Here is a 25,596-nt window from a genome sequence, read left to right as displayed (position 1 = left end):
AGGGAGAGCGTATATGTTAATTTCATATTTCATTGCAGGGTGTATAGGTGGTACAATGGGATTTTTATCTCATTTATATCAGAACAAAGGTGTCATTAAGAAACCCAGAAATACAAGACAAGGATATAATGTTGGATTTTGGTTAAATGTATTTATGGGGATTACAGCTGCACTTTTAGCCGTTGGCTTACTTACGGGAGAGCAGAGCCTTCGCAATATTATAGTAGTTAGTATTGTTGCTGGTCTTGGCGGAGAACGTTTCTTGATTTCTCGTGGAGTGCATTTAGAAGAGAAGAAAGATGAAACCCAGAAAAAAATTGATAAACGATTAGAACAAATAGAAAAACTGTTCGAAAATAAAGATCGAGAAAAGGAATAAAGACTATTTTTATAGAAAAGTATATAATATAGATATACCTTAAGAGTTGTAGGATTATTTACAGGATGGAGGAGTGATTAAGATGAATTTAGAAAAATTCATGACATCACATGAAATAAGCGAACTAAATAAACTACGTGAAGAATTAAATAATGCATTTACTGAGAAACAAGTAAAGAGACTTGATCTTAAAATTAACCTACTATTAAATAGAGTAGAAAATAGATTAAAAAAAAATAAGACTGCTTAATAGCAGCCTTATTTTTTTATGCATGTATTCTTTTTTCCTTTGTTAATTGAATCATTTTATTAACAAGTGGCTTCCATTTTTCTTCAGTTACAAATTTTATATCAACCAACCTTTTAATATTCTGTTGCATTATATTAGATAGCTCTCTGTACACCTCATTATCAGATAAGACTTCTATTAAATAGGCATCCGCACCTATAACTACAGAAGTTGATGATGCAATTGCTATGGACATTTTCTCTAATAGATGTTTGAAAGAATTTAACTTTGTTTGTTTATCAAGAAGAGTGTTTACTATCGTTGGTAATTCTCCCTGGTACTGAACTTTGTAATCCTTTTGTGCATCAGGAAATACAATATCTAATACATAATTATCTGTTGCTATTATCGACATTTTATCTATAGCATTATTAAGTTTCTTATTGCTATATTCCGTAATGTCTACCTTATCATCTGCAGGTTGTTGAACTGTTGGAGAAAATGATTTCGGACGGACCGGAACACTTCCACTACTCGTTAATTCTCTTACTCGTTTTTCTAATTCATTAATCTTTTTAATTAGCCTGTTTTCCTCTTGAGCTTCTGTTGCTAATTGAATTAAACCTACTTCAAGAGAAACCTGCGCATTATTACTAAACTTCATCTCATTTTTTACTTCCGTAAGCTTACGAATCATCATTTGCATTTTATGAATTTCTCCTTCTTCTAATAACTCATAAAACTTACTATTTAAAATTGCTGTAGTAATATTATCTTCTTTAACTTCAAATGCTTTACTAATTACAAGATCTCTTAAATATCCTATAAGATCCTCTAATAGATATATTGGTTCCTTACCATTTAAAATTACTTGGTTAATCAAATTTAGTATTTCAATGGTATTTCCTTTTAATAAATCTCCAATACACGCTTCAATCTTTTCAATTGAGATCCGTCCCACCACTTCGGAGACATCATCTTTAGTAATTGTTTCATTGGTAGCAAATGCAATAGTCTGATCCATTAAACTTAATGCATCACGCATGCCTCCTTGTGCTAGCATACCTAGTAACTGTAAAGCATCCTCTTCAATCTTCACCTCTTCTTTTATTGCCACATGCCGCAATCTTTCTATTATATCTCTCGGTCCTATTCTTCTAAAATCAAAACGTTGACAGCGCGAAATAATAGTCGCTGGAATCTTATGCACGTCTGTTGTAGCTAAAATAAATATCACATGTTTTGGAGGTTCTTCTAGGGTTTTTAATAAAGCATTAAACGCCCCTGTAGAAAGCATATGAACCTCATCAATGATATACACTTTATATTTACCAGTCCCAGGAGCATAAGCTACTTGTTCTCTGATTTCACGAATTTGTTCCACACCATTGTTAGATGCCGCATCTATTTCTAAAACGTCTGCATGTGAATTCCCACGAATCGCCTTACATTGTGAGCATTCATTACAAGGTTCTCCTTCATTATTTAGACTTTCACAGTTCAATGAAGTTGCTATCAATTTTGCAATTGTAGTTTTTCCAGTACCACGTGGTCCAGTAAACATATAAGCATGAGAAAATTTCGCTAGTTTTAAGGCATTTTGGATAGTTTGTTTAATATGGTTTTGTCCGATTAATTCGCTAAAATTTGTTGGTCGATATTTTCTATAAAGTGCTTGATACATTTTAAATTCCCCCAATATTGTTATATTCTTTTTATTAATTGTTAATTTTCAACAGGTTTACTTAATAATTAGCCTTTTAATCCTCCTTAATATCTTCTAAACGCACAAAAAAAGGACCTATTGTGACGACAAATTAAGCTAATTGCTTTTTTCATCGACCCAATAGGTCCTTTGTATTTTAGTTTAGAAATAATGAAAAATAATTTAATATACTAATATTATACTACTTTTCTCTATATCTGAAAACTACACTTTGCAATGTATAACATTTTATTAAATCTTTATAGGTTCCCATAATTTTGGACGTGGGTGTGTTAAATATCCAATATCATTTCCAACTATAACTCCATATTGAGCATATCCATCGCTATCTACATACCAACAAACAACTGATAATAGATTTGCAGCAGCGTTATGGTTATGTAATGGTATAGGGGATTTATAAACATTAGAAGCCCACCCTCTTGGAGTATCTGTTTTATCACCTGGTACACTCAATAATTTATTACTTCTATTCATGATCCAGCAGCCAAATTCTTTTCCAGTGCTAACATCAAGGCCTTTATACCAATACAGGTTACTAATTCTCATCCACAATGGAAAATCCGGTTCATTTGGATAAGTATCATGAATGAATTTACTACCAGTTAACGAAAATTGTAGTTTTTCGTTATATAGGGCTTCATCTTCTACAATGCTTGTGTTCTCATCTAATTGTTTAAAATATCTACAACAATTAGCAGTTGTTGGATCACTATAATTTATATCTCGAAAGAAAGGACACGTTTCTTCAAAATGAAGGCAATGTATGCATCTTTTCACTTCAAATTTAGTGTCAACTAATCTCATTTGTTCCCTTCCTTTCAAAACTAGATATTACCGATAATCAATGGTGATACAATGGACAAGGTTAATATTAGTGCTGAACCTATCTTGAGAGATTTACTCCATTTAAAATATTTAGGATGTTCAAATATCTTATATAACATTTTCAAAAATAGACCTATTAATAGCATTCCTATGGCCGCATGTATACCAATTGTTGTTAGAAAATCTACTGAATCCCTCATTAAAGAGGCAATACCTTCAATATCATTGGTCAAAAATAATAAAGGTACTAAACGTAATAATAAAATTGCTACGATAGTTCCAATAATTCCCCTTACAGAAGTTTGTAACCATTGTGCATGTTTTGTTATCATAGCCACCGCTAATAAAACTACAGATATGGCAAAACAAATCATAAAGAAATAAAATGTGATATTAATAGCAAGCGGTATTAAACCATGAAAGCTATTTAATACACCGCTTGCTGCTTCTACATTTGAATTGTTCTCTTTTTGATACTCTACATACTTATTAAAATATTCCACGTTAAAGTTATTAGATGTTGCTAATAAAAACTTCACTTCACCACTCCCTACAACTCTATAGATCTTGAGAATTTCACTTTTATTGATTGGTAGTGAATGCGCATATTGTTTTCTTTAATTGCTACATCGATATTTGAAGTATGCTCTTTTGTATAGTTCTCAATTATATGACATGTTGCAATCCAGTTGTTAAAGAATTGTTCATTAATTACTGCCTCTTTGAGATACTTAATCATATTAAAATCATATTCAAACTTAAACATAATCTTAATTTTACGTATTTTATGTTTTTGCACCTCAAAGTGCATCCCTTTAATAAACGGAGCAAATTTTGTAAGCTTTCTATATTTCATAGCAATATAACTTACCCATTCTTTTTTGTTAGGTATAACAATAACGAGTTCAGCTTTAACTTCCTTCTCTAAACTACCATCCTCTTTTACTAGCATCTTAACCTGAGTACGATCATTTAAATTTGTAAAGTTCTTTTGCAATGGTTGCAAAATACTATAATATATATATGATGTATCCTCATATAAAGCATTATAATCAAATGTACTAGAACTTGTTTTTGCTGCCTCTGCTTCACCTATACAGTCATGCACATGTTTACCAGAAATTTTATCTTGAGAACGTTGTAAAGAAACGCTTATCTTTTCAACAGCAGGAAATTGATTCTTCCATTTATTTATAACAAAAGAGACTTCATCATCTGGAAAATTTGTATCACTTATTGTTTCATTAAGCACACTCATGACCTCCTACTTGCATATTATAACGATTCTACCCTCTTTTTTTAATCGTTTCGGTCAACTTTTCCAATTTTTATGTATTTTTATTTATATAGCAACTCTAACAAAAATAAATATATCATAACTATAAAACATAAACTTTTGTAAATAAGCCTTATTAACCCTTCTTTGTGAAATATGTATCAAACTATTCTCAAATGGATTAGAGTGATTTCATAAAACCCCTTTTTACGTACAAAAGACACCGCATATGCGATGTCTTTTGTATATTAACTTTAATGACCGCCCCCACCAGGCTGTTCTATCATGTAAAGAGAAAGGGTAATATCTTTATTTTTTAATTCTTTGGTGTGTTCGAATTTACTATCTGTATTATTAAATATAAAGAAACAAGATAAAGTTACTAATGCAATTACAATTTTTTTCACACTGATTCCTCCTTTACTAAACTAAACTCGGAACAATCTCCTTTATTGTAGATCATTTCCGGTAATTTTACAAAAAACTTATCTTTTTTCTCTAAGAACATAAGAATTGATTGCTTTATTATATTTAAATTATTTTTTGCTATTCCTTCATAGCATGTTAACAAAGGTGTCATTGTACCTTGTAAATGTATTTGATCTAACAACGATATAGCCTGTTTTTTTTCTCCAATTTTTATTAAGTATAGGATTTTATCTTCGACTTTAAGTTTATCTGGATTTATAGTGTCAATTTCTTTATCCCATATTAACTTTAAGAAATTAAGATTACTTAATGCAAGCTCGTATCTTAAGGTATCTGGCCAATCCTCAAACATTTTTAGAGCTTTCGTAGTGTATTTACATGATTCATTAAAATTTGAAAATATATAACTCTCGCCATACCTTAAATCTAGTAAACCTTTTACAGCAGGTAAATATTTTAATACGGAATTCTTTTGAATTAAGCTATTTTGCATACGAAATTCAACTAACTTATCTTCCCGTAATAATTGATAACAATCTATTTCAGCTAACCAAAAACTAATTAGTTCATTTAAGTCAGGATTTTTTACAAACCTTAAATTCTCCTCTATTCTGCTCCTATATGTAGCTATTAGACTAACTTCACTTAAATCTAATAAGATAAGAATTTTTAAAATATCCTGCAATATAGCTATATCAGCTTGATTTTTAGCGTTTACTGGATTCATTCCTTCTAATTCTAAAAATTGCTTCCGTACGTCCGAATCATTTAACCTCTCATTATATAATTTAAAAATCTTAGAATAATTTCTTAGACACGTTTCTTTAGAATTTGAACATAACTCTATTAAGTTTTCTAGGACCGATACATATCTATTTAAATAGGCAATAATAAAAGCTAATTTTATATTAATACTTCTTCTTTTTTTTAAGCTTATAATATGTTCTAAAACTAACTTTTCTTGCTCATGCCTATTATGAGGAATAACTTTTTGAATTATTTTACATAGTGTTGTAATTGATATCTCGCTTTCACCGTTAATCCATTTGGATATAGTTGGTTGAGTAACATCTACTTGTATTCCTAAATCACCATAACTTAAATTTTTCTTGGAAATGTAATCATCAATTTTCTTTTTTACAAAATTCATGTTCCTCCCCCTGAAAACATAATTTATTAAATTTATGATCGTCATATATTAAAACACATACTGCATATTTCAATATAGCATATTCATAATTTAGGAGATTTTTTAAATTTTTTCGATCATTTAAAACTCAAAAAGATGCCTCGCTTACATACTTTTCAAATTTTAAATCCCGTAATTATTCATTCGTTTTATACAATTAACTCACACTACTTTAAAGTAACTCTTCTAAATTTATTCCCAATGCACTTGCTATGTTCTTAATTGATTTAATCGAGGGATTTTTTAAAGTACCGTTTTCTATATGTGAAATAGTCGGCTGTGGAACCCCTGATTTTTCTGCAAGCTTTGACTGCGTCCAGCCTTTATTTAACCTCTTTTCTTTAACCTTATGCAATTGAAACATTCCTCCTAATCAACGAATACATAAAACACTTTATATAATTTTCAAAGACATCTATATAATGGTCGCTTTTACATCTTTTTGGTCTACTTTGGTCTTTTTTGGTCTTTTTGTTTTTTCTTTAGTCTTTTTGCAATATGAATGCACTCGAGATTATTCAGATATCAATATCTTTAAATGACAATAACTTGTGATAACAATATAGTATATGAGAATATCAATATTTAGAAGGGCCAAAAAAATACCCCTCCCCAAATCAACATATATATGTTATTATATAAAGTTATTATGTTATTAAGATACCAATCGCATAGGATTTAAGTTATATTTAATTCTTATACCAACTTACAATGTACCTACCTCATAATAATATAAAAATTATCAATCTCATATAATTATGAGGTATAGATCCATAACTATTCCATTTGAATTCCTTACTATTATCTAATTTTATCATTAATCTTTTTAAGTTGTTTTTTTATTGTTTCAACTGATTTAAATAATACATCAGCTATCTGCACTTTATTTAAGCCTTTTTCTTTTAAAGTGTATACCTGTCGTTCTGAAGGAGTTAGTACACTAATCTTTCTTTCCGTTGTAAGAGCATTAATAACCACAGAGGATACATCAGGATGGATACTAACCTTATTTGCGAAGGCTTCACGAACTACTCTTGGAATGTCTCGATAGGATGTTTTATTAACGTAATTCATTGCTCCTTCATCAAAAGCTTTCAAAATTACTTCTTCTTCATCCCACGAGGTTAACATAATAATTCTGTTTAATCCTTTTTCTTTGAGCTGGCTTACCACCTCAAGCCCACTTAAATTAGCAGGATCATCATCCAAAGTTAAATCTAATAAAACCACATCAATCATTTCTGGAACGCTATCAATTGCTTGTTCTTTATTATAGGCTTTTTTTACAACTACAAGATCATCTTCTTTTTCAATAAATTTGGTTAAACATTTCATCCAAACTTCATCATCTTCTACTATCATCAATCTAATTTTCATCATAAATGATTACTCCTAACTATTAGAATTAGATTGTAGCTTAATTTCTTTAACTCTTTTTGAAGGAAGTGATAATATCATATTTGTTCCGTGACCTACTTTACTTTTAACTGCTATTTCGCCGCCATGTTTCTGCAGCACATTATAACAATACGATAGTCCTAATCCATAGTTACCCTTTGTTCCTTTAGTTGAATAAAAAGGGTTTAAAACAAGCGATAATTTATCTTTTTCGATCCCTTTACCCGTATCCGTAAAATCAATATAAACTTTTCTATAAGTTTTATATATCTTTATATGTATCTCTCCATTTTTATCCATTGCTTCAATTGCGTTTTTAATTATATTAATAAAAACTTCTTGTAAATGTATTGGATCAGCATAAACTTTTGCATCTACCTCATAAGACTTAATGATAGAAATTTTTGTACCCAGATAGGGTTGTAAATTATCTAAAGTCGTTTCAATACAATCACTCAGCCAAAAGGCTGACTCTTTTAGATTCATTACATCTAGTTTACTTTGAATTCGTGTTGATAACTCAAGCACATGATTTGTAGAACTTAATGCTAATTCTATACTTTCAACTGATTCATTATCCAGATTGGGATTTTCTTTTATCTGATTAACTAACATATCTATTTTTATAACTTCATTTTTAATAGTATGATTAAGCATGGCTGTTCCAGAAGCCACCGCTCTCATTGTGTCATCACGCTTTTGTCTTTCAAATCTAATCTGAACATCTAGAAATCCGTATTTTATTATTAAGTATGCAAATAATGCAAATTGAAACGCAATTACATATGGATTGTAAAACCATACATCGGGAATACCTAATGCCTCTAATACAATATTCGAAATTAGAGCAAAAGTAGTCATGGGGATAATAACCATAGAGGTATATAATTTATTTTTCTTTATAGCGGGCCTTCTCTCACGAAAAGTAGAATATAACAGTAATATATTACAACCAAGCACATAAGGAACACTCCAAGTTGCTAACATAGTATAATTTGTTTTAAAAACAGGATAAATTGTATTAAAGAAACAATACATGATTCCTATTGGTATTAATAATACTAATTTCCAAATTACGCCTTGTTTAGTTGTTTTAAATACATTTGCAAAAACTAAACCAAATATACCAATCGAGTATGGCGTCATATAGTGACCAAAAGAAGTAGCAATGCTATCTGCCCATAAAATCCATTCTGGTCTATTTGGTCCATCACCTAGCATTACTCCTAATCCACCACAACCGCCATAAAAAGCAATAAGACTTCCCCATCTAGTTTCTTGATTTTTAGGATTAGTAAGAAATAATATCGCGGTCATCATCCATAATAGAAATACAAGTACAATCATTTTAAATTCTCAAGCCTACATTCAAATATTCATATTCGAATATTCATATCTGAATATTTTACTCCTAATAAAGCTAATTGTATCCTCACTAATTCTTTTTCGGTTTAATACAATACCAGAATGACCGCAATTGTAAACTAAACGTTTAGGTTTTCCCCATGACTCCCACAAATAACTGGTGTCTTCCATATGAACATATTGATCATGCTTCGCTGAAATTAATAAAATATTATCTCTATCCATTTTGGGTTTAGAAATACTAGGTTCAGTAATTTCCCACTTCTCTTTTAATACATCATGCGTTACTCCGTTTTGTACTAAATCTTTTTTAATATACATGCCTGGATTAGTATTCCATATAGAGTAAGAAAGACGATTAGCATAGAATACTGAAACAAGTACGTCGATACTAGATTCTAGAGTAGCTGTTAAATTTGTAATAAATCCGCCTAAGCTTACCCCAATCAATATTACCGGGCCAGATTTATTAGTTTTAATCCACTGAATTAATGCACGTAAATCTGCTACAGCTTGTCTAGATGCTGCTACTGTTCGTTCAATATTTGCGCTGATCATAAACTCCCCTGAATATATAGATTCCTCAGGCTCTCTTTCAAAGTGATAAGGTAAAGTGAAGTAATACATATTCCATCCTAAATTTAACATATCCTTATGAAATATATTCTTAATACGGTCGTTGGAATCCATTCGCCATCCATGGACAAATATTATATTAGGGGCATTCTCATTTGAGTTTAGATAAGATTCACCAGAAACCATGTCATTATTTTTATCACCTAGTGAAATTGAACTTCTAAAATTAAATGTACCACTACTATATGTTTTATTTTCAGTAGGATTTATATCAAATTGTGGCTTTGCTGCGTACGTATTATAAAAATTTTCTCTTTCTTCATTTTTAATTATTTCATTTTTAAATGAAGCATACTGTGTCACTTTACTTCTTTTTTTATGCAAATCATATAACGCTAATTTATCAATATACTTAGTAATAAACAAATTTCTATTCCCTCCAATTACGACTTTTCTTTACTTAATTCCTTATTTCTTAAGATATGGTTATAAGGATATTTTTATAACACACTATTAAGACATCCAATAATCCTTTATTATTAAAACACACAAACTACACATAAACAAGATTTCTATTTAAACCCATATTTATAATCGTCTGATTTCCTACATCTTTATTTTATATTATCAATAAAAAAAAGAGTGGCTACTCTTTTATACTAGATAGCCACTCTTTGCTAATTCATCTTCATACATACCTTCTAAATCTTTTACTTTTTCATAATCTCCTTCAATTTGAGCTTTTCTAATAAGAAGTCTTGCAACCTTCCCTAAATTCTCTGTCCCTTGAATGTTACCTAATTCTTTAAGTTCAGCTTCAATTTTGGAAACCTCCTTTTGTTGTGATTCTTCACTAGTCATTGAAAATATTTCTTCTATAGAAACATCTGGTTCATTGGCTGGTCCAAAATAATCTTCTGGATTTGGAATAAATGGTGGTTCCTCCATTATTATTAGTTCTCTTTCAGCAGCGCTATCCTCTAATTTATTTGTTATTTCTAGATTATGTTGACACTCTTTTATTAGATCAAACGCATCTTGATTTGGTTCACTTACCTTAAGTTCTAAGTTATTATTATTTTTTGGTTCCTGTTTTAATGATTTTATTAGTTCAGCTTTTTGTTCTTCCTGTCTTTTCTTCACTATTTCTAGCGTTTCCGCTGACAATCCCTTGTTGTCCATATCTTCCAATTCTTCTACTTCTTCAATATCTTCCATAGTAAATTGAAGTTGCTTTTCTACATTATTGTTATTAGTAAGGTTATTTGTTTCTTCAATTAGGGATTTCTTACCTACAGGTGTATATCCACGATATAAAACTTCTTTCATTTCATCGGTAAGACCATATTGTAATTCTTGCTTTTGTGATTTGTTTTTTCCTTTTAGCTTTTCACCTAATTTAATTAATAGGATCTTAAATGAGCGATAAGATGCGTATCCCATTAATACTATTACTGATAAAAATATTCCTAGTATGAACAATATTAAAGCTACTACTTTAATAAGTGACATTAACATTATATTTCCCCCTTAATTATTAAAACTAAAAATCAAGAACTAATGCCAATTGGCCATCAATAATTTTTGATTTTCTATTTCCTTTTCGATTCATTTTTTCCTCAACTATTTTAATTTTTGATATAGGCCCTACGTTTGCCTTTACACACATTAAATGTTGATAAATATCTGCATCAGAATATGACGGAAATCCAAAAGCACTTATATCATCTATCTCTAGACAGTTATTTTCTTGAATACTAAATCCCTTAATATTTCCTTTTTGTATATCCATTATAATTTTTTGCTGGTTGACTTCAATTTTATTTAAAACTTGAATATCAGTATTACGTTCTTTTAACCATTCTAGTAATTGTTCAATAGGCAATTTTATGGTTTTTAATTTTTTACTTAGAAGTTCAGCCACTCTTTTGTTACTTTGTCTTGTCCATTCTTCTGCACTTCCTCTTAATTTGCTCAGTCCGTCATCTGATTGAATAGATTCAATTAACATTTTTTGAATGTCACCATCGTCCCCAAGCATAGCGCTTAAACCATCACTGGTAACCTCTCCACCTATAGCCTGAGACGCTTTATTTTTCTTAGCTATGATTAGAGCCATATATTCCTGGAAAGTCTCTTTATACGCAAAATAAAACACCCTACATTCTTGAGTTTGGCCAATACGAAAAGCCCTATTTTTGGCTTGAATCATATCAAACATACTCCAGCAATACTGATAAAACATAATAGTAGGTGTTATTAGCAAATCTACACCAACTTTTACAAGTTTTATAGATGTAATTATTACGTTATAGCCCTCACTTACTTTTTTTTCAATCCACTCTGTTCGACGATCTGTTTTACATGATGTCGTTCTTAAGATTGCTACTTTAGCATTAGGAATTTCTTTCTCGATAACTTCTTTTAGCCGCGGCTGAATATCCCGTTCTTCTTTAGTAGTTCCAGTGTCTTTAACATAAACTAACGAAACACGTTCTTCACTTAACTCGCTTTCTAATCGTTCAACTAATTTTGCCTCCTTAGGCAATAATTTTTCACTTGGGAACTGTTTATGGTTAGGTTGCCAAATATCTATGATTTCCCCATTCATACGTTTACCAGTAACTAAGGGGTATCTAAATGGATTATCCAACGCTGAAATTCCGGTTTCGGTATACAGAGTGTATATATTTGGAATTCTATCTTCCCTAGCACCTTGATTTTCTAATACTAATTTATCAAAATTTGATGACATTTCTAGATACATCTCTTTTAAATTACTATCCATATCACAAAATAGTGTTGGTACATCAATAAAAGGTACCCTTAACTCTTCTGGCCACACATCAAATAGATTTAACCAAACACCATTTGGTATTAAATATTGCAATACATATGGTGAAATACCTGGCATAACCTTTTCAGTAACTCTTTGTCTTCCACCTTTTGATTGTTTGTTACTATACTCCGTAACTTCCTCTTCAGCATTATAAACTATTTTTTCTATATTACCGTACTCTTTATTCCATCTTTGTAGTTCATTATACTTATATCCAGCTTTATGCATTACAGAAGGAAATAATCGCCAAAGTAAAAAATAAATATCCTGCGCTTTTCCTCCAAATAAAGTTGCTGTACCGGCTATAGTATGTTTTACCGATGCTACCAATTTTGATAACGCAAATCCTTGTGCTGTCGCTCCAGATTTTAACTCGTGAACTTCATCAATTATTGCTATATCAAAAACATTTTTCATTTTACGATGAATATATTCTATAGTAGCTACTCTCCTTGGATATTTGTTACTTTTTTTTATTTCACTTTTCCCTTCTTGTAGACACCTTTGAGGATATTTCTCTCCATTTTGTATAGCTTTTAATAGTTTGTTTTCGTAAGTTGTCCAAGCCTTAAATGAAGCAAATCTTGTTAATACTTTATTTGTCCATAATGATTCTCCACATTCTGAACAATAGGCATTGTTCAATTTCTGGTTTTGATCCACACGTCTAGCAGCTCCAAATTCATTATAAAGCATAGGTCTTTTTCTTTGCTTAACCTTCAATATACCATTGGAATCTAAGTATTCTTCTTTGTCTTCAATTACTTGATGTGCCTGCATGCAAGATGGACAATACCAACCATCCTTATATGGTTCTATCCAGTTTTTCTTTCCTTTTTCTGTTTGAACTTTTTGAAAGGAAACTGCTTTTTCTATAGTGGCTCCACTTCTCATAGTTGTAAATGAGATTACAAAAAAAGTAGGCTTTTTCGCTTTTGGCTTCCCTTCTTTTATCCACTTATTATGCCAGTTTATTAAATCAGATGTTTTCTTTATCCAATGTACTTCCGCCCCTGGAATAATAGAATATATCTCTTTTTCTGCCCATTTTGAAGTTAAACTAGGTGGGACATATACAATAGAGCGATATCCTTCTTTCCCCTGATAGTAAGCTAAAGCATCAGCTACAGCTGTCATCATTTTTGTCTTTCCAGTCGATGTTTTTCCTTGCAGCAATACGGATTTATTTTTCATTAGAAATTTTGATAATGCCGTCGCTACATGTGCTTGTGCAGGAAATAATTCTATAGGGTACTCATTGAACCTTGGGCATGTAGTATCAACTATAGGATTGTGCAATGGACTAAGATTGTTTGATAATTTCTCGAGCATATCAATCGAAAAGCGCGATATATATTCTCCAAGATCTTGCGGTATTGTTGATAGTTCAGCTCCATCTCCCTTTACGGGAAATTTTATTTGTTTACTCTTTACCATTAAAGAGATTAATTCATCTATTTTTTCCTCACTCATTATTTCATTTCTTTCTAAGAACGTTACGGGTTTCTGAAATATATTTTCGTCACAATATATAGGGATTTTTTTCATATACTCTTTCTCTAAAACTTCGTTATACACATCCTCATACCACTCTTCGAGCAATGGGCTTCCATAATTATTTTTTAACATTTCGCATACACTTTTAGCTGGATTTTCAAAGCTAATCAAATACTCTTGATTCTGTAATTTATCGTGATAAATTACCAATGCTTTCTTATTTCCAATAGTGATTGAATCGGTCTTATATTCTCCTTTTTTAGTTCTAATACCAAATAACTCTTGATAAAAAAAGCCTTCTCCTTGCTTTAATCTTTTTCCAAATGAAACTTTACCATAACCACCATCAATTATTGTCTTAATAGCTTGGATACTAGAATCAGCTCCGGCAATTATAGTCCATAAAAGAGATTGGTTCTGTCCACTTGAATTATCAGTTGCAAGGCCAAAGCATAGTACATCTTGCTGTAATTTACTAGGAACATGTCCTCGTATCATAAATGGTTCCTGAATATTTTCTTTTTTCCCTAAAGAATCCAATGTTTCATTGATTTTCATATATATTCCTCCAAGTATTTAAAAATTTTCTTTATAATTCATTTTTCAATACACAAAAAGCCCACTAAAGATCTGATTAGTAACTAACAATCAAATCCCCTAGAGGGCTAATATTTTATAAAGAATAGACAATAAGTGTAATTTATTTTGCTATAAACGATTATATATATCCGTTCGCATTATATATTATCTTATTATCTATTTTCTCACTTTTTTATTTAATTGCCTGAGCAATTTCCTTAGAAATATAAATAATAATAGATTCATACTTCTTAAGCATTGCCTCATTCACATCGTAATGCTTAATATAACTTACACTTGATTTCTTATTACTAATACCATAAAAATCACATACAACGAAAGAAGTAGCTTCAGCAATTAGTTCTAATTCAGCACAAGATAAATTCTTATAATTATCATCCATGCTAAAATGCATCATATGTGCTATTTCATGTATTAAAACTTGAAAATAATGATCATATTTTAGTCCAGTGTACATTGTTATGGTACCATTTGTATTAAATAATCCATTAGCTCTTTTACCATTTTTCATCACTATTCTTTCATCAGTTTTTCTTAAATCCCATAGCATACCTTCTATTTCACTTGTAATTCGAGAGATTTTTCTCTTTCTAGATTGATATGTTAAAGTACCTTTAATACACTGAATAATATTTGAAAACTCCCACTTTAAATATTTTATCATTCCTCGGAAATTGAACTCCTCTTTTACTAATTGATTACTTAAATCTTTAAAACTATTTTTCATATTCGTATACACTTAAATTCCCCCTAAATTATTGAAACAAAAAAACACCTAGTTAATTGATAATTGTTCACATTGATTCGCAATGTTAAATCATCAACCAAAAAGGTGTTTTGTTAGTATATCTAATATTCGCAATATAAAATTATTAAAAAAGCCTGTCGAATTGATTTTATTTACACAATAAAAATTGTGTTTTCATCAACCCAACAGGCATAGTTTTTGTTTAATGTGAAATACAATAAAAATAATTTAATATACGGCTATTATAACTTAATTCATTTTTTTTTGCATCATATGTTGGTTATATATTAAATAAAAGAAGATATTATGCGAATGCATAATATCTTCTTTATAAAGATTATTGTTTCTTAAACAGGGTTCCACCATCTGTGATATGACTATCTCCAATTTCACCAACTTCATCAACTGGAAGTGTTGGTTTTTCTGTTTCTGGTTTTGTTTCTGGCTTTGTTTCTGGCTTTGTTTCTGGCTTTGTCTCTGGCTTTGTCTCTGGTTTTGTCTCTGGTTTTGTTTCTGGCTTTGTCTCTGGTTTTGTCTCTGGTTTTGTCTCTGGTTTTGTCTCTGGTTTTGTCTCTGGTTTTGTCTCTGGTTTTGTTTCTGGCTTTGTCTCTGGTTTTGTTTCCGGCTTTGTCTCTGGCTTTGTTTCTGGCTTTGTCTCTGGTTTTGTCTCTGGTTTTGTTTCTGGCTTTGTTTCTGGCTTTGTTTCTGGCTTTGTCTCTGGCTTTGTCTCTGGTTTTGTCTCTGGTTTTGTTTCTGGCTTTGTCTCTGGCTTTGTCTCTGGTTTTGTCTCTGGTTTTGTCTCTGGTTTTGTTTCTGGCTTTGTCTCTGGTTTTGTCTCTGGCTTAGTCTCTGGTTTAATCTCTGGCTTAGTCTCTGGTTTCTCTACTGGTTTATTTCCACCTGTTCCAATGGTTCCACCATCTTTAATATTACTAGATCCATTATTACCAATTTTATCAACTGGGATTGATGGTGTGTTCTTATCTTCCTTATTACCATAATCCACTGTCTTATTAACCGTAGTACTATTTCCTTCTCCATTATGGTTTACTGGTTTAGAAGGATTTACAGGCTTCCATCCCCCTAATTGACCTATTTCACTGTTATTACTTGTTGAGCTAATAGCGCTCGCTTTTTTAGATGATGACACGGTCGATACTGTTGTTACTTTAGTATCTTTATTATAATTTGGATTAAATCTGTATTGTTTTCCTGCATTTAAGTTTTCATGTTTATAAGAAGAACCTACAAGATTAGAATCAATTGAAGCTGTAAATCTACCGTTATCAATTATAATATGCTTATTCGATTTTGATTTTAAAATTGAATTATTTTCTTTTGGTTCAGCAGCTGTTAATGAATCTGTATTCTCGACTACTTGGGACTCTGGTTTTGGTTCTTCATTAACTACAATTGAATCTGTATTTTTATTTTCTTCTTTTTTAACATCATCTTTTTTTACTTGTTTGTTATCTTTTTTCTGTGTATGACTAGTTTTTTCTGAATCTTTAACTTTTTCGTCATTTCCTCCAAACCAACTGCACCCTACTAAGCTACCTGCTACTGCGACACTTGCACCTACTAATGCTACTTTTTTCATGTTTTTCATAATATATTTCTCCTCTCATTATAAACCGATTAATTTATTATTCCTTATGTAAAGATTTACAGATGATATATGTATATTTTTTATAAACTAAATTATTAATCTGATTAACGTATCGTTTCAACACTTTAATAAATTAATATAATATTAGAACATAAAAATTATATAATATCTTTTTTTTACTTCTAATTGATTTTCAACTTTCTTTGCTATGGAATAATCATAACTTACTTTTTTATTCCATGCTTTTTTAAATTCGTTCTTTTCTGTATACACGTTTATTTCTGAACTAATTCTAACTTTCTTTGCTATGAAATAATCATAACTTACTTTTTTATTCCCTGCTTTTTTAAATTCGTTCTTAACTGTACACACGTTTATTTCTGAACTAATTCTAACTTTCTTTGCTATGAAATAATCATAACTTACTTTTTTATTCCCTGCTTTTTAAATTCGTTCTTTTCTGTATACACTTTTATTTAATCTGATTTTAACTTTCTTTGATTCGGAATCTGTATAGGAATATAATACAATATATAACATAAATTGTGCATAAAGAATATAAACTTCATAATATTTAGAGGTTACATTATTAGGGGGCATTATGAATATAAAAAAATTAATAGAGGATTTTGATACTGTAGTAGACGAAACTTGTAATAACTTAAAAGATAAAGTATTAGCTGATTTTAAAATTCCAGACAATCAAATAACATTTAAATTATCTGATGATCTTCAACATAAAAAATGTTTATTGGATAAAATCGAAAATGAATTAGGAATATATTACTTCGAAATTAATCTTAAAGATTTTTATAAAGATATAGTCGAAATTAAAGGGTTAAATAGGCAGTGTATTAAAACAAGAGAAACTTTATTAGGAGAATTGAATAAAATTTGGACAGACAAAACGGTAAGAAACGAAACAAAATACCCTAAAATAATAATTAAACGCTTTAATAAACACTATCGATTGAAGCCATATGTTAATAAATTTGAGAGTGATGAGTGGATTCCCTTATACGTAGGTATTTCTAAAAATCTTAATGCTCGTTTAAATGAGCATTTACATTGTGAATCAGTTAGTACATTTAGTATGAAACTTTCTCATTTGGACAAGTATGATTTTCCGATTAGAATTTCCACGTCCCTTCTACCTGGAATGGATTTATTCAGAAGGTACATGCTTGTAAAAGAGGTTGAAGGAATAATTCGTAATGAATGTTTCCCCATCATAGGAAAACAGTAATAAGACTATTTAATAGTTTTATTACTGTTTTTTCTAATATATTATACTTACTAAAAGCTATTCCCGTTGTGCTTATATAAACTTCAATACATCCCCAGTTGGTGTTAAAGCCTTTATAGATACCGTTCTTTTAGTTCTTGTAGTATGTTTAGTCGTTTTGTTCCCCTTTTCATGATAAAAGACCTCTTCATCAGTAACTTGTTCTACATTCTCTTGTCCTTGCAAAAGATGTAAACTTCCGCCTTCACCCAAAATACCATTGACTCCACCAGTAGTAATCATCATTGCTAACATTCCTTCGCTTATTGGTAAAATAGGATTTTCTTCAAATACAGGATCTTGTTTTTTTAAGCCATTTAGAAACTGTTGAAATCCAGTAGACTTATGAAATGCTTCATAGTAGTCTTGTTTATCATCTATTTTCGAATAAAATATTCGCGGTTCATTGTTACTTACTGTAGGAATTGACCATCTTTTATTATTGCTTGCATACTCCTTAATTGTTGAGACGTTATTTTCTATATAGCTTTCATTACTCATTTGCTGCAATGAATTATATAAATGTTCGTCTAATGTCTTAGAAGCAGAAGCTCTTTTTCTACCAATAAATACGCATTGTTTAAACCTCTGATAATTTTCGGAACTGAATTTTAAAACCTTTGCATCTCTAAAATTCATACTTAAATATTTGGATATTTTTCTGTCCGAAAATCTATACCCTGGAATAACAAAAATTAATAGTCCATTTGGCCTTACGTATCTTGTACTTCTTCTTAATTCTATAAACTCTTTTCTTTCTGATTTTCTATCTTCAATACCTTTAATAGTATTATCATAAGGAGGGTTAGAAAAAACTAGTGAAAAGTAATTGTTTTCTATTACACAATTTTCAATTGAACTATAAAGGACACTATCTAGTAAAGTTTTCGCTTTGTTACTACGTTCTAGATCTATTTCGCATCCATATAGTTTAATTGCGTTTTTTGATGCTCCTTTTATTTCTTTCTTGAGCTGCATTAATATTTCGCCTTCTCCACAAGTTGGATCTAAATATGCTGCTTTTCCTTTTTCCTGCACCAGCAATTTACTTAAATATTCCCCTTCCTTTTCATCAAATGAATAAAAACCACTCATTAATTTATTACCCAAATTAGACATTATATTCCTCCTAACGAATATTACCTCAAAAAAAGAGAAGTAGGTTATAGTCCATACTTCTCTTAAATCTTCATATTAATCAATTAATATATTTTTTAGCACGTTTGCTTTTTTTGCATAGCTTCAGCAGCTGCAAGCTCATAATGAAAATTATATTTTACTTGCGCTTCTTTTGCTTCTACATAATGACTGTCCTCGATAAATTGTAATTTATACTTACCATTACTCGTTCTAGGAACACTTACAATAATAGTAGGTATTATCTTCCCTTTTAAAACTAAATATCCTGTATCACCCATAAGGTAGTACTTTTCTTTAAATTTGCTTGTTTTATAATCCTGCTCCCAAGTACTATTATTATAACTGTCACTAGGTGCTTTCATTAAACCTGCAAATCCAAATTTAAAATGTTCTGGATATCCTATTATATTTACTGACGCAGTAGTTTTATTTACTTTAAATATTACTCCAATTCCTTTATTAGTTTTTACAACTTTTCCAACCTGCAATTCTTCTCTCGATAGAGTATCTCCATCAGATACACTATATTTAAAGGAACTTGGACCGCCTTGATTTTTCATCTCCTGAACAAATTTCTCTTTAGCTCTTTGTAATAACTCCTCATTAGAGATTTCACCTTTTACATTTAAGCGTACTGAAATTGGTTCTAAATAAAATGTTACTAATTTTTCCATATTAAACACTCCCTATAATTTTCTATAAAAAAAGCATGATATAACCATTGTTATCACGCTTTAACTAATCTCTTAATTTTATTTTTAAAAGTCATCTCAGAGATAATAACTCTATTTGAGATTTCTTTTTTATACTCACTAACTAACTTTGTATATAAGTCATAATCTTCAAAATCAATCGCTTCATACAAACTATAGATTTTTTCTATAATTTCTTTTTCTGAAAATGTAGAAAATGCTACCAGTCGTTCTGTCTGATTACTCATTAAATGAACCAACCAGGTATACAGTACTCTTCTATATAGTTTATCTACATAAGCGTTAACTCCATATTTTTGTATCAAATCTGAAGGAACCTTTAATGGGTGAATACCAAAACCTTCTTTAATATCTCTCATGGATAAATTTATATGCTCATGGACTTTTACACTTCCGTTAAAATGGACTCCCCACCATACAGTATTTTTAGATTTACTTGTGTTTTCAAAAATACTTTTTATATCCTTTTTGGAGGGGATTACAGGTTTATCAATTCTCTTCAAAAGCTCAATTCTAACCCGATGTAATGTCCCATTAGCAAGTTGACCAGATGGTTGTATTATTTTTATTAATTTTCCATTATCAAAGTGTTTATTTTGTATTAACCAATGCTTCGCTTGTAAATAACTATTAAACTCCCTTGCAGAAACAGAAATGTCATAATTATTTTCACTCTTATTGATCAGTACCCATAAATAATCATTCTTTAAAATACATTTTCCTCCATTTTTTAAATACCCCACTATACCAAATTTCATCATAATGATTCCCTCCTTAATTATTTGAACGCAAAAAAGCCGGTCTCTCAAATTATTAGAAATTTCTCTAATGATCCAAAAGACCGGCATTGATATTTTCAAAACATAATATACAAAAATTAATTATGGATATATAATAACAAAATTCTTTAGCAATATAAACATTTTTTTATTTATCACATACTATTCCGGCAAACTATATCTAGATTTTTAAAAGTATGGATTTTAGATATAAGATATAATAATGTCATAATTTATATACGAAAGGAGTAATACAATTGCTCAATTTTAAATTAGTAATTGCAATGGTACTTTTACTTGCAGGTTTTTACATATTATTTAGAGGTATCATGTATAAAATTAAAACGAAGTTAATTAAAGAAGATGCTTTAAGTAGAAGAAACGATTATGAAGAGATCGAAGAAGTAGATGACGAGGAAATCAAAGATGAATTATCCTTTATCAAGAATTTAAGAGAGCCTAACAAAAATAATGAAAGAATTATTATTCATTCAAAGCAGAAGAGCGGCACTACGAAAACACGTAGCAATAGCGATTATCTTTTTGAAGATAATAACGAAGTAACCAGCATGGTTAATGATCCTATTAATGATTCAGGCTCCCATAAACATGCTCATCACCAAACTAATCATCATGGAGTTCATGGAAGTCATCATGGAGATCACGATTCTAATGGTAGTGGCGATAGTGGCGGTGGTGATGGCGGCGGCGGTGGCGGCGAATAGATGTTTGATCAAAAATATGTTACCAATATAAAACGTTCTATTATCTTCGGATGGTTTGTTTATAGTTTCTTTATCATATTTTTAGGTTATTTACTTGGTGGGTATTACATCTTTTTAGGCCTTCTTATTCTAACCATAAGATACCTTGCATTACCAATATATATCCCACATGACTTTAAACTAGATCCTTCATTCATAATTTCTTATTTTCATTCGTTAATACATCGCCATAGTTTTTTTGGACTTGTTAAGTATGGTGTAAATATTCTTATTATATTGGCAGGAATTGTTTCATTAATTCTCTCAAGTTTTACAGCAACTACAATTCTATTAGTATATGAAACATTTTATTTATTTCATGTTTTAAAAACCAATAGAAAAAATCTATAAGCTGCTTAATTTCATGGTACTAAAAAAATGCGAACAAATTTGTTCGCATTTTTTATATAAGTCCCTATCTTTATACATCGGTATAATAAAGATAAAAATCTATAGTAGATTTACTACCTCTTGTCTCTCAATCCATTTATCCAATTTATTCTTTGTTTCATCGCTTAATCTTTTACGTTTACCTGTTAATAGTTTTGAAAGATTAGACGGTGATATCTCTATTTCTTTTGCGATATCCCTTAAACTACATTTATTTTCTTCTTTGTAATGGATAATTTTCTGCTGATACCAATCAATATCTTTATTTGTCTGTTGCAGGTTCATTTGAGGTGCAAGAATTTCTTCAGTTTCCATACTAAGCACCTCTAACTCTGGCTCTTTTACCAATGTAGTTAACAAATTATTTTTAGGAGCAATTTTCTTCTTTTGTAAAAGCTCTTGCTGTAACGTTACTAACTCATCAGTGGGTGTAATTGTTACTTTTAGGTTTAGCCAATAATCTACAAGCCAGTTACGCCCAGAACATTTCTCCTCATCAATCGGTGTTTGGTATTGCCATTCCTTTATTACTTCATCACGCATTAAATCATCAAGCGTCTTTTCGAATACATTTCTTATTCTTGCAGGATTTTGATTCATGCTTACACCCATAACAGTTATAAGGCCTTTTGGACCACCGATTGAATATGGATGTACTAAATGCTGATAAGCTTGCTGAATTCGCCATCTCCAACTTAAATACCTTGTCAGCCTCTTATGATATCGCTGCTGTTTACTATTGTATTCAAGAGCCTTTTTCGATAGCAAACCAGTCAATTTTTCCGATCCAAATAAATACTTAGATAAAAATGTTCCTGGTGCGACATTCATACTTTCGATACCTAACATTTCATCGGTTTCAATATCCTTAGCAAATACAACTTCATCCATCACAAATAATCTTCGGACACGTTGTTTTTTATAAGCAAGTGACTCACTAGGATTCTCATCATCATTTAATATAACAATTTCATTATCTTCGTTTACATATATAAAAATTGTTGCAAGTGCAGCTAATCGCTCCATAATCTTTAAACGGTCCTCTTTTCGATAATAAGACCTACCATTTTTCACCTGCTTCATATTACACATTTCTAATATTTCTTCATAACCTATATGTACTGAGCTATTTTCTATATTTGCGGACTTTACCCAGATCTCAGTTACAATATCTAAACAATCTGCAGTTAGGTCATCCATTACTCGGTCAACAAAAGTAGAATCAACTAATGTATTCCATCTATTTAATTCCCCTGCACCTCTTAATTTCATGTCTCCATCATTAAAGCGAGATGATACAAGTACTAGACTGTTATTCTTATCCGGCAACTCAGCAATATGTGCATTTAACTCCTTGTCTTCTGTAAAATTATTTTTTGCAATTGTATCAGTTAAATGGTACATAAAACCCGCACTACTATGTTCGATGAAGTTCTGCTGCTCCACTGAATGTTGATTTTCATGTTTTTGTTTTACTAAAAGAATTTCAAATTCTTTTTCAATATCATTAGCGAGCAATTCAAATACTTCAGGTCGGTATCTTTCTACCTGTGCAACAATTTCCATTATACCAACGCCTTGAGATTCCTTATATGATATCCAATTTGCAAATGTTTTAAATGAGAACGAAGTATACATAGGATCCTCTATATAACTAATATCACTATTAATTAACGTACAAAGACCTCTCCATTTATTAAAGATTCGTTCATTATTTTCTATATTTTGAAATAGCGGATATGCTGCTAATAAAGTATTTTGAAACAATTGTTTTAATTGGTCCATATTCCCCTCCAATTCACCTAATATGGTGCGCAAATGTATATATTCATGTACTATCTTACATTTGAATTATTTGCTAATAATTTTAATAAATCGACATATTGTTTTTTAACATCATTTAAACTCATTAAATATACTATAACTTTTTCAATTTCTTGATTTTGTTTCTGTGAATATCCTGATACTAACGAAGGTTCCATTATGTGAATATAAATATAATCCAAAAATTTGTCGCTCTTAGCATATTTTATTATCTCTTGTATTACATTTTCCTTCTCATAAAAAGATGGAAGGGACTTATCTCTGTACTTTACTATAAACGAGAATACTAACTCGTTTACAGATAAGCACTCGTTATTAAAAGCTTCTTCAATGCTCTTTACAAGCCTTCTCATTCTATTAACCGCTAGCGCACTAGTTGTATTTAAAGCCTCACATAAATACATTAAATCTAAAATTAACAGATTAGCAGTATCTTCGAAATTAACATTATCGTTTAACCTTCCATGCGCAGCTGTATTTCTTAACTCAATAAAATCATACTTAAAGTATTCATGGCATTTGAACGATCTATCTTTTTTAACTATTTCTTCTATTTTTTTATCCAAAGAGGTCCGTTCTATAATAGATGAAGATACTCCTAGCTCAATACAATAATCATATATTATCCCTTCAATTTGAAGCGGTATAATTTGACAAAATAATTCCATGTTTCCTGTTTTATAAATTTCTATTGCTTGTTTAAGCATTTCTCTCTTATTAAGCACATGATTTTCCTTTATAAGAGATAGTATTTTATTGTAAATTTCATGTTTTTTTATGTATCTATTTACAAGTGCATTAAAATCAATTTTATTAGTATTGTGTAGACTTTTCAACTCATTACGTTCCTTCAAAGTCATAAGTTTAAATTTATAATTCAACCCATCAAACACCGACATTTCATATTCTACTTCCCTACCTCTAAAAGAATATCGAGATGGTAACATTTGATTAAAACTACCGGAACTAGGAAATCCATTTGGTTTACTCCAATCTTTGACTTCTTTATATATACATGATTTGATTTCACCTGTCATATATTCACATATCTCATTTTTCGCATTATGGAGCTTTTCAACTAAGTATTGATATTTTTTCTTTTCATATCTATCAATACCTTTAACTTGCTGCTTTAATTCATATTCTTGAATCAAATACTTGATTTTGTTTAGGTCTTCCATAACAAGATATACCTCATGATTAAAACGTGCATAAGGCTCCATATTCTCTTTAATTCCCATTATTTCATGTGCTACAAATTGATAAACTTCTTCATGCGCTAATTCTTCTAATTCATAACCATATTTCTCACAAATCATTTCAGAGACTTCTTCTATTTTTAATTCAAATACATTAGTTTTAAGAACATCATTTAAAAAATGACGTGCTAGTACATCTTTGTTAACTCGAAAAAATATACCATTATCTATTAATTTATGTATAATCTGCTCTGTCTTGTATTCCATTATTAATCCCCCTACACATGTCCACTATATAAAATCCATATCAAAATTATCGTTTTACTTTTTTCCCAGTATATTTAATCATATCTTACTGATATTTTAGATTCAATTTTGTATTGTTTCTTCTTTTTTTGAGCGGAAACATTTTTCCCAAGTTACGCGCATAACGAAAAAAAGAGGAAACACCTACAATAAACTGCACTTCTTTTGGGAAACAATTTCTTTCTTATAACTGTAAAAAGGAAACACTTTTCCCAAGTCATGCGTGCAATCTATTAGATATCCATACCGAAAACCCCTTTATATCAGTGATTATATCGTTTATAAGTTTTTTTTTTTATAAATACGTTTTACTTTTTTCCCAAGTCACGCGCGTAAAAACACGAAAAACAGGAAACATTTTTCTCAAGTCATGCGTGTATCTGAAGAACAACAACTGAAGAAATATGATTATATCAAGGTTTATAGTAATTTTGTATGTTTCCCTTATCATTGAAACAGGGAACACATTTTCACAAAAATTGCATATAAGTTTTTTTATTTTTTTTTT

At 30.2% G+C, this 25,596-nt stretch carries 23 protein-coding genes; 4 read left to right on the top strand and 19 right to left on the bottom strand.

The window, feature by feature from the left end; genetic code table 11:
• Positions 1-13: 13 nt before the first annotated feature.
• A complete protein-coding gene (locus BCG9842_RS27490) occupies positions 14-379 on the top strand; it encodes a DUF4257 domain-containing protein (protein WP_000909139.1) in 366 nt (121 codons plus the stop codon).
• An 82-nt stretch (positions 380-461) separates the two neighbouring features.
• Positions 462-629 (top strand): hypothetical protein, encoded by a 168-nt coding sequence (locus tag BCG9842_RS31470; protein ID WP_001047313.1) that lies wholly within the window; start codon positions 462-464, stop codon positions 627-629.
• Between the two features lie 16 nt (positions 630-645).
• On the opposite strand, the gene dnaX is transcribed toward BCG9842_RS31470, so the two are convergent.
• The 14 genes from dnaX to BCG9842_RS31460 form a co-directional block, all read right to left on the bottom strand.
• Entirely contained in the window at positions 646-2,292 is a 1,647-nt protein-coding gene (dnaX, locus tag BCG9842_RS27485) for a DNA polymerase III subunit gamma/tau (RefSeq protein WP_000283768.1), read from the bottom strand.
• Positions 2,293-2,565: 273 nt separating this feature from the next.
• Positions 2,566-3,141, bottom strand: a complete 576-nt coding sequence (locus BCG9842_RS27480; RefSeq protein ID WP_001241513.1) for a hypothetical protein — start codon at positions 3,139-3,141, stop codon at positions 2,566-2,568.
• A 20-nt stretch (positions 3,142-3,161) separates the two neighbouring features.
• Positions 3,162-3,701 (bottom strand): hypothetical protein, encoded by a 540-nt coding sequence (locus BCG9842_RS27475; RefSeq protein ID WP_000670467.1) that lies wholly within the window; start codon positions 3,699-3,701, stop codon positions 3,162-3,164.
• Positions 3,702-3,712: 11 nt separating this feature from the next.
• Positions 3,713-4,420 (bottom strand): hypothetical protein, encoded by a 708-nt coding sequence (locus BCG9842_RS27470; RefSeq protein WP_041488190.1) that lies wholly within the window; start codon positions 4,418-4,420, stop codon positions 3,713-3,715.
• Positions 4,421-4,692: 272 nt separating this feature from the next.
• On the bottom strand, positions 4,693-4,845 hold the full coding sequence (locus tag BCG9842_RS31465; protein ID WP_000724876.1) for a hypothetical protein: 153 nt from the start codon (positions 4,843-4,845) through the stop codon (positions 4,693-4,695).
• On the bottom strand, positions 4,842-6,017 hold the full coding sequence (locus BCG9842_RS27465; RefSeq protein ID WP_001012070.1) for an AimR family lysis-lysogeny pheromone receptor: 1,176 nt from the start codon (positions 6,015-6,017) through the stop codon (positions 4,842-4,844). Before BCG9842_RS27465 ends, BCG9842_RS31465 begins: the two co-directional genes overlap by 4 nt.
• Before the next feature lie 211 nt (positions 6,018-6,228).
• On the bottom strand, positions 6,229-6,420 hold the full coding sequence (locus BCG9842_RS27460) for a helix-turn-helix domain-containing protein (protein ID WP_041488189.1): 192 nt from the start codon (positions 6,418-6,420) through the stop codon (positions 6,229-6,231).
• Between the two features lie 437 nt (positions 6,421-6,857).
• Entirely contained in the window at positions 6,858-7,436 is a 579-nt protein-coding gene (locus BCG9842_RS27455; RefSeq protein ID WP_000975820.1) for a response regulator, read from the bottom strand.
• 12 nt (positions 7,437-7,448) lie between these two features.
• Entirely contained in the window at positions 7,449-8,801 is a 1,353-nt protein-coding gene (locus BCG9842_RS27450; protein WP_000636556.1) for a sensor histidine kinase, read from the bottom strand.
• Between the two features lie 21 nt (positions 8,802-8,822).
• Complete coding sequence (locus BCG9842_RS27445; protein ID WP_000470979.1) at positions 8,823-9,821, bottom strand: alpha/beta hydrolase; 999 nt, start codon at positions 9,819-9,821, stop codon at positions 8,823-8,825.
• A 228-nt stretch (positions 9,822-10,049) separates the two neighbouring features.
• Positions 10,050-10,913 carry a hypothetical protein gene (locus BCG9842_RS27440; RefSeq protein WP_000930159.1) on the bottom strand — a complete coding sequence of 288 codons (864 nt, stop codon included), beginning with the start codon at positions 10,911-10,913 and terminating at the stop codon, positions 10,050-10,052.
• A 25-nt stretch (positions 10,914-10,938) separates the two neighbouring features.
• Positions 10,939-14,289, bottom strand: a complete 3,351-nt coding sequence (locus tag BCG9842_RS27435) for a helicase-related protein (RefSeq protein ID WP_000700113.1) — start codon at positions 14,287-14,289, stop codon at positions 10,939-10,941.
• A 214-nt stretch (positions 14,290-14,503) separates the two neighbouring features.
• Positions 14,504-15,070 carry a hypothetical protein gene (locus BCG9842_RS27430; protein WP_000288483.1) on the bottom strand — a complete coding sequence of 189 codons (567 nt, stop codon included), beginning with the start codon at positions 15,068-15,070 and terminating at the stop codon, positions 14,504-14,506.
• Positions 15,071-15,416: 346 nt separating this feature from the next.
• Positions 15,417-16,688, bottom strand: a complete 1,272-nt coding sequence (locus BCG9842_RS31460; RefSeq protein WP_000794154.1) for a hypothetical protein — start codon at positions 16,686-16,688, stop codon at positions 15,417-15,419.
• Between the two features lie 601 nt (positions 16,689-17,289).
• Between BCG9842_RS31460 and BCG9842_RS27415 the strand changes: the two genes are divergently transcribed.
• Entirely contained in the window at positions 17,290-17,934 is a 645-nt protein-coding gene (locus BCG9842_RS27415; protein ID WP_001022148.1) for a hypothetical protein, read from the top strand.
• Positions 17,935-18,006: 72 nt separating this feature from the next.
• Here the strand turns inward: BCG9842_RS27415 and BCG9842_RS27410 are convergent, their stop codons facing one another.
• The 3 genes from BCG9842_RS27410 to BCG9842_RS27400 all read right to left on the bottom strand — a co-directional run bounded on the left by BCG9842_RS27410 (position 18,007) and on the right by BCG9842_RS27400 (position 20,587).
• Positions 18,007-19,092 carry a DUF6094 domain-containing protein gene (locus BCG9842_RS27410; protein WP_000067237.1) on the bottom strand — a complete coding sequence of 362 codons (1,086 nt, stop codon included), beginning with the start codon at positions 19,090-19,092 and terminating at the stop codon, positions 18,007-18,009.
• Between the two features lie 95 nt (positions 19,093-19,187).
• On the bottom strand, positions 19,188-19,787 hold the full coding sequence (locus BCG9842_RS27405) for a hypothetical protein (RefSeq protein ID WP_000413828.1): 600 nt from the start codon (positions 19,785-19,787) through the stop codon (positions 19,188-19,190).
• A gap of 53 nt (positions 19,788-19,840) precedes the next feature.
• On the bottom strand, positions 19,841-20,587 hold the full coding sequence (locus tag BCG9842_RS27400; RefSeq protein WP_000975240.1) for a hypothetical protein: 747 nt from the start codon (positions 20,585-20,587) through the stop codon (positions 19,841-19,843).
• A gap of 275 nt (positions 20,588-20,862) precedes the next feature.
• On the opposite strand from BCG9842_RS27400, the gene BCG9842_RS27395 reads away from it, so the two are divergent.
• Complete coding sequence (locus BCG9842_RS27395) at positions 20,863-21,330, top strand: hypothetical protein (RefSeq protein ID WP_000931523.1); 468 nt, start codon at positions 20,863-20,865, stop codon at positions 21,328-21,330.
• A 489-nt stretch (positions 21,331-21,819) separates the two neighbouring features.
• Here BCG9842_RS27395 and BCG9842_RS27385 read toward each other — a convergent pair whose 3' ends face one another.
• Together BCG9842_RS27385 and BCG9842_RS27380 are read right to left on the bottom strand one after the other, a co-directional pair.
• A complete protein-coding gene (locus tag BCG9842_RS27385; protein WP_000372478.1) occupies positions 21,820-23,544 on the bottom strand; it encodes a helix-turn-helix domain-containing protein in 1,725 nt (574 codons plus the stop codon).
• Between the two features lie 50 nt (positions 23,545-23,594).
• Positions 23,595-25,049 (bottom strand): hypothetical protein, encoded by a 1,455-nt coding sequence (locus BCG9842_RS27380; protein ID WP_000455996.1) that lies wholly within the window; start codon positions 25,047-25,049, stop codon positions 23,595-23,597.
• Between the last annotated feature and the right edge of the window lie 547 nt (positions 25,050-25,596).

Source organism: Bacillus cereus G9842, from assembly GCF_000021305.1.
Taxonomy (GTDB): Bacteria; Bacillota; Bacilli; order Bacillales; family Bacillaceae_G; genus Bacillus_A; species Bacillus_A thuringiensis_S.
The sequence above is the reverse complement of the archived record's forward strand: the minus strand, read 5'-3'. Positions and strand labels throughout refer to the sequence as shown.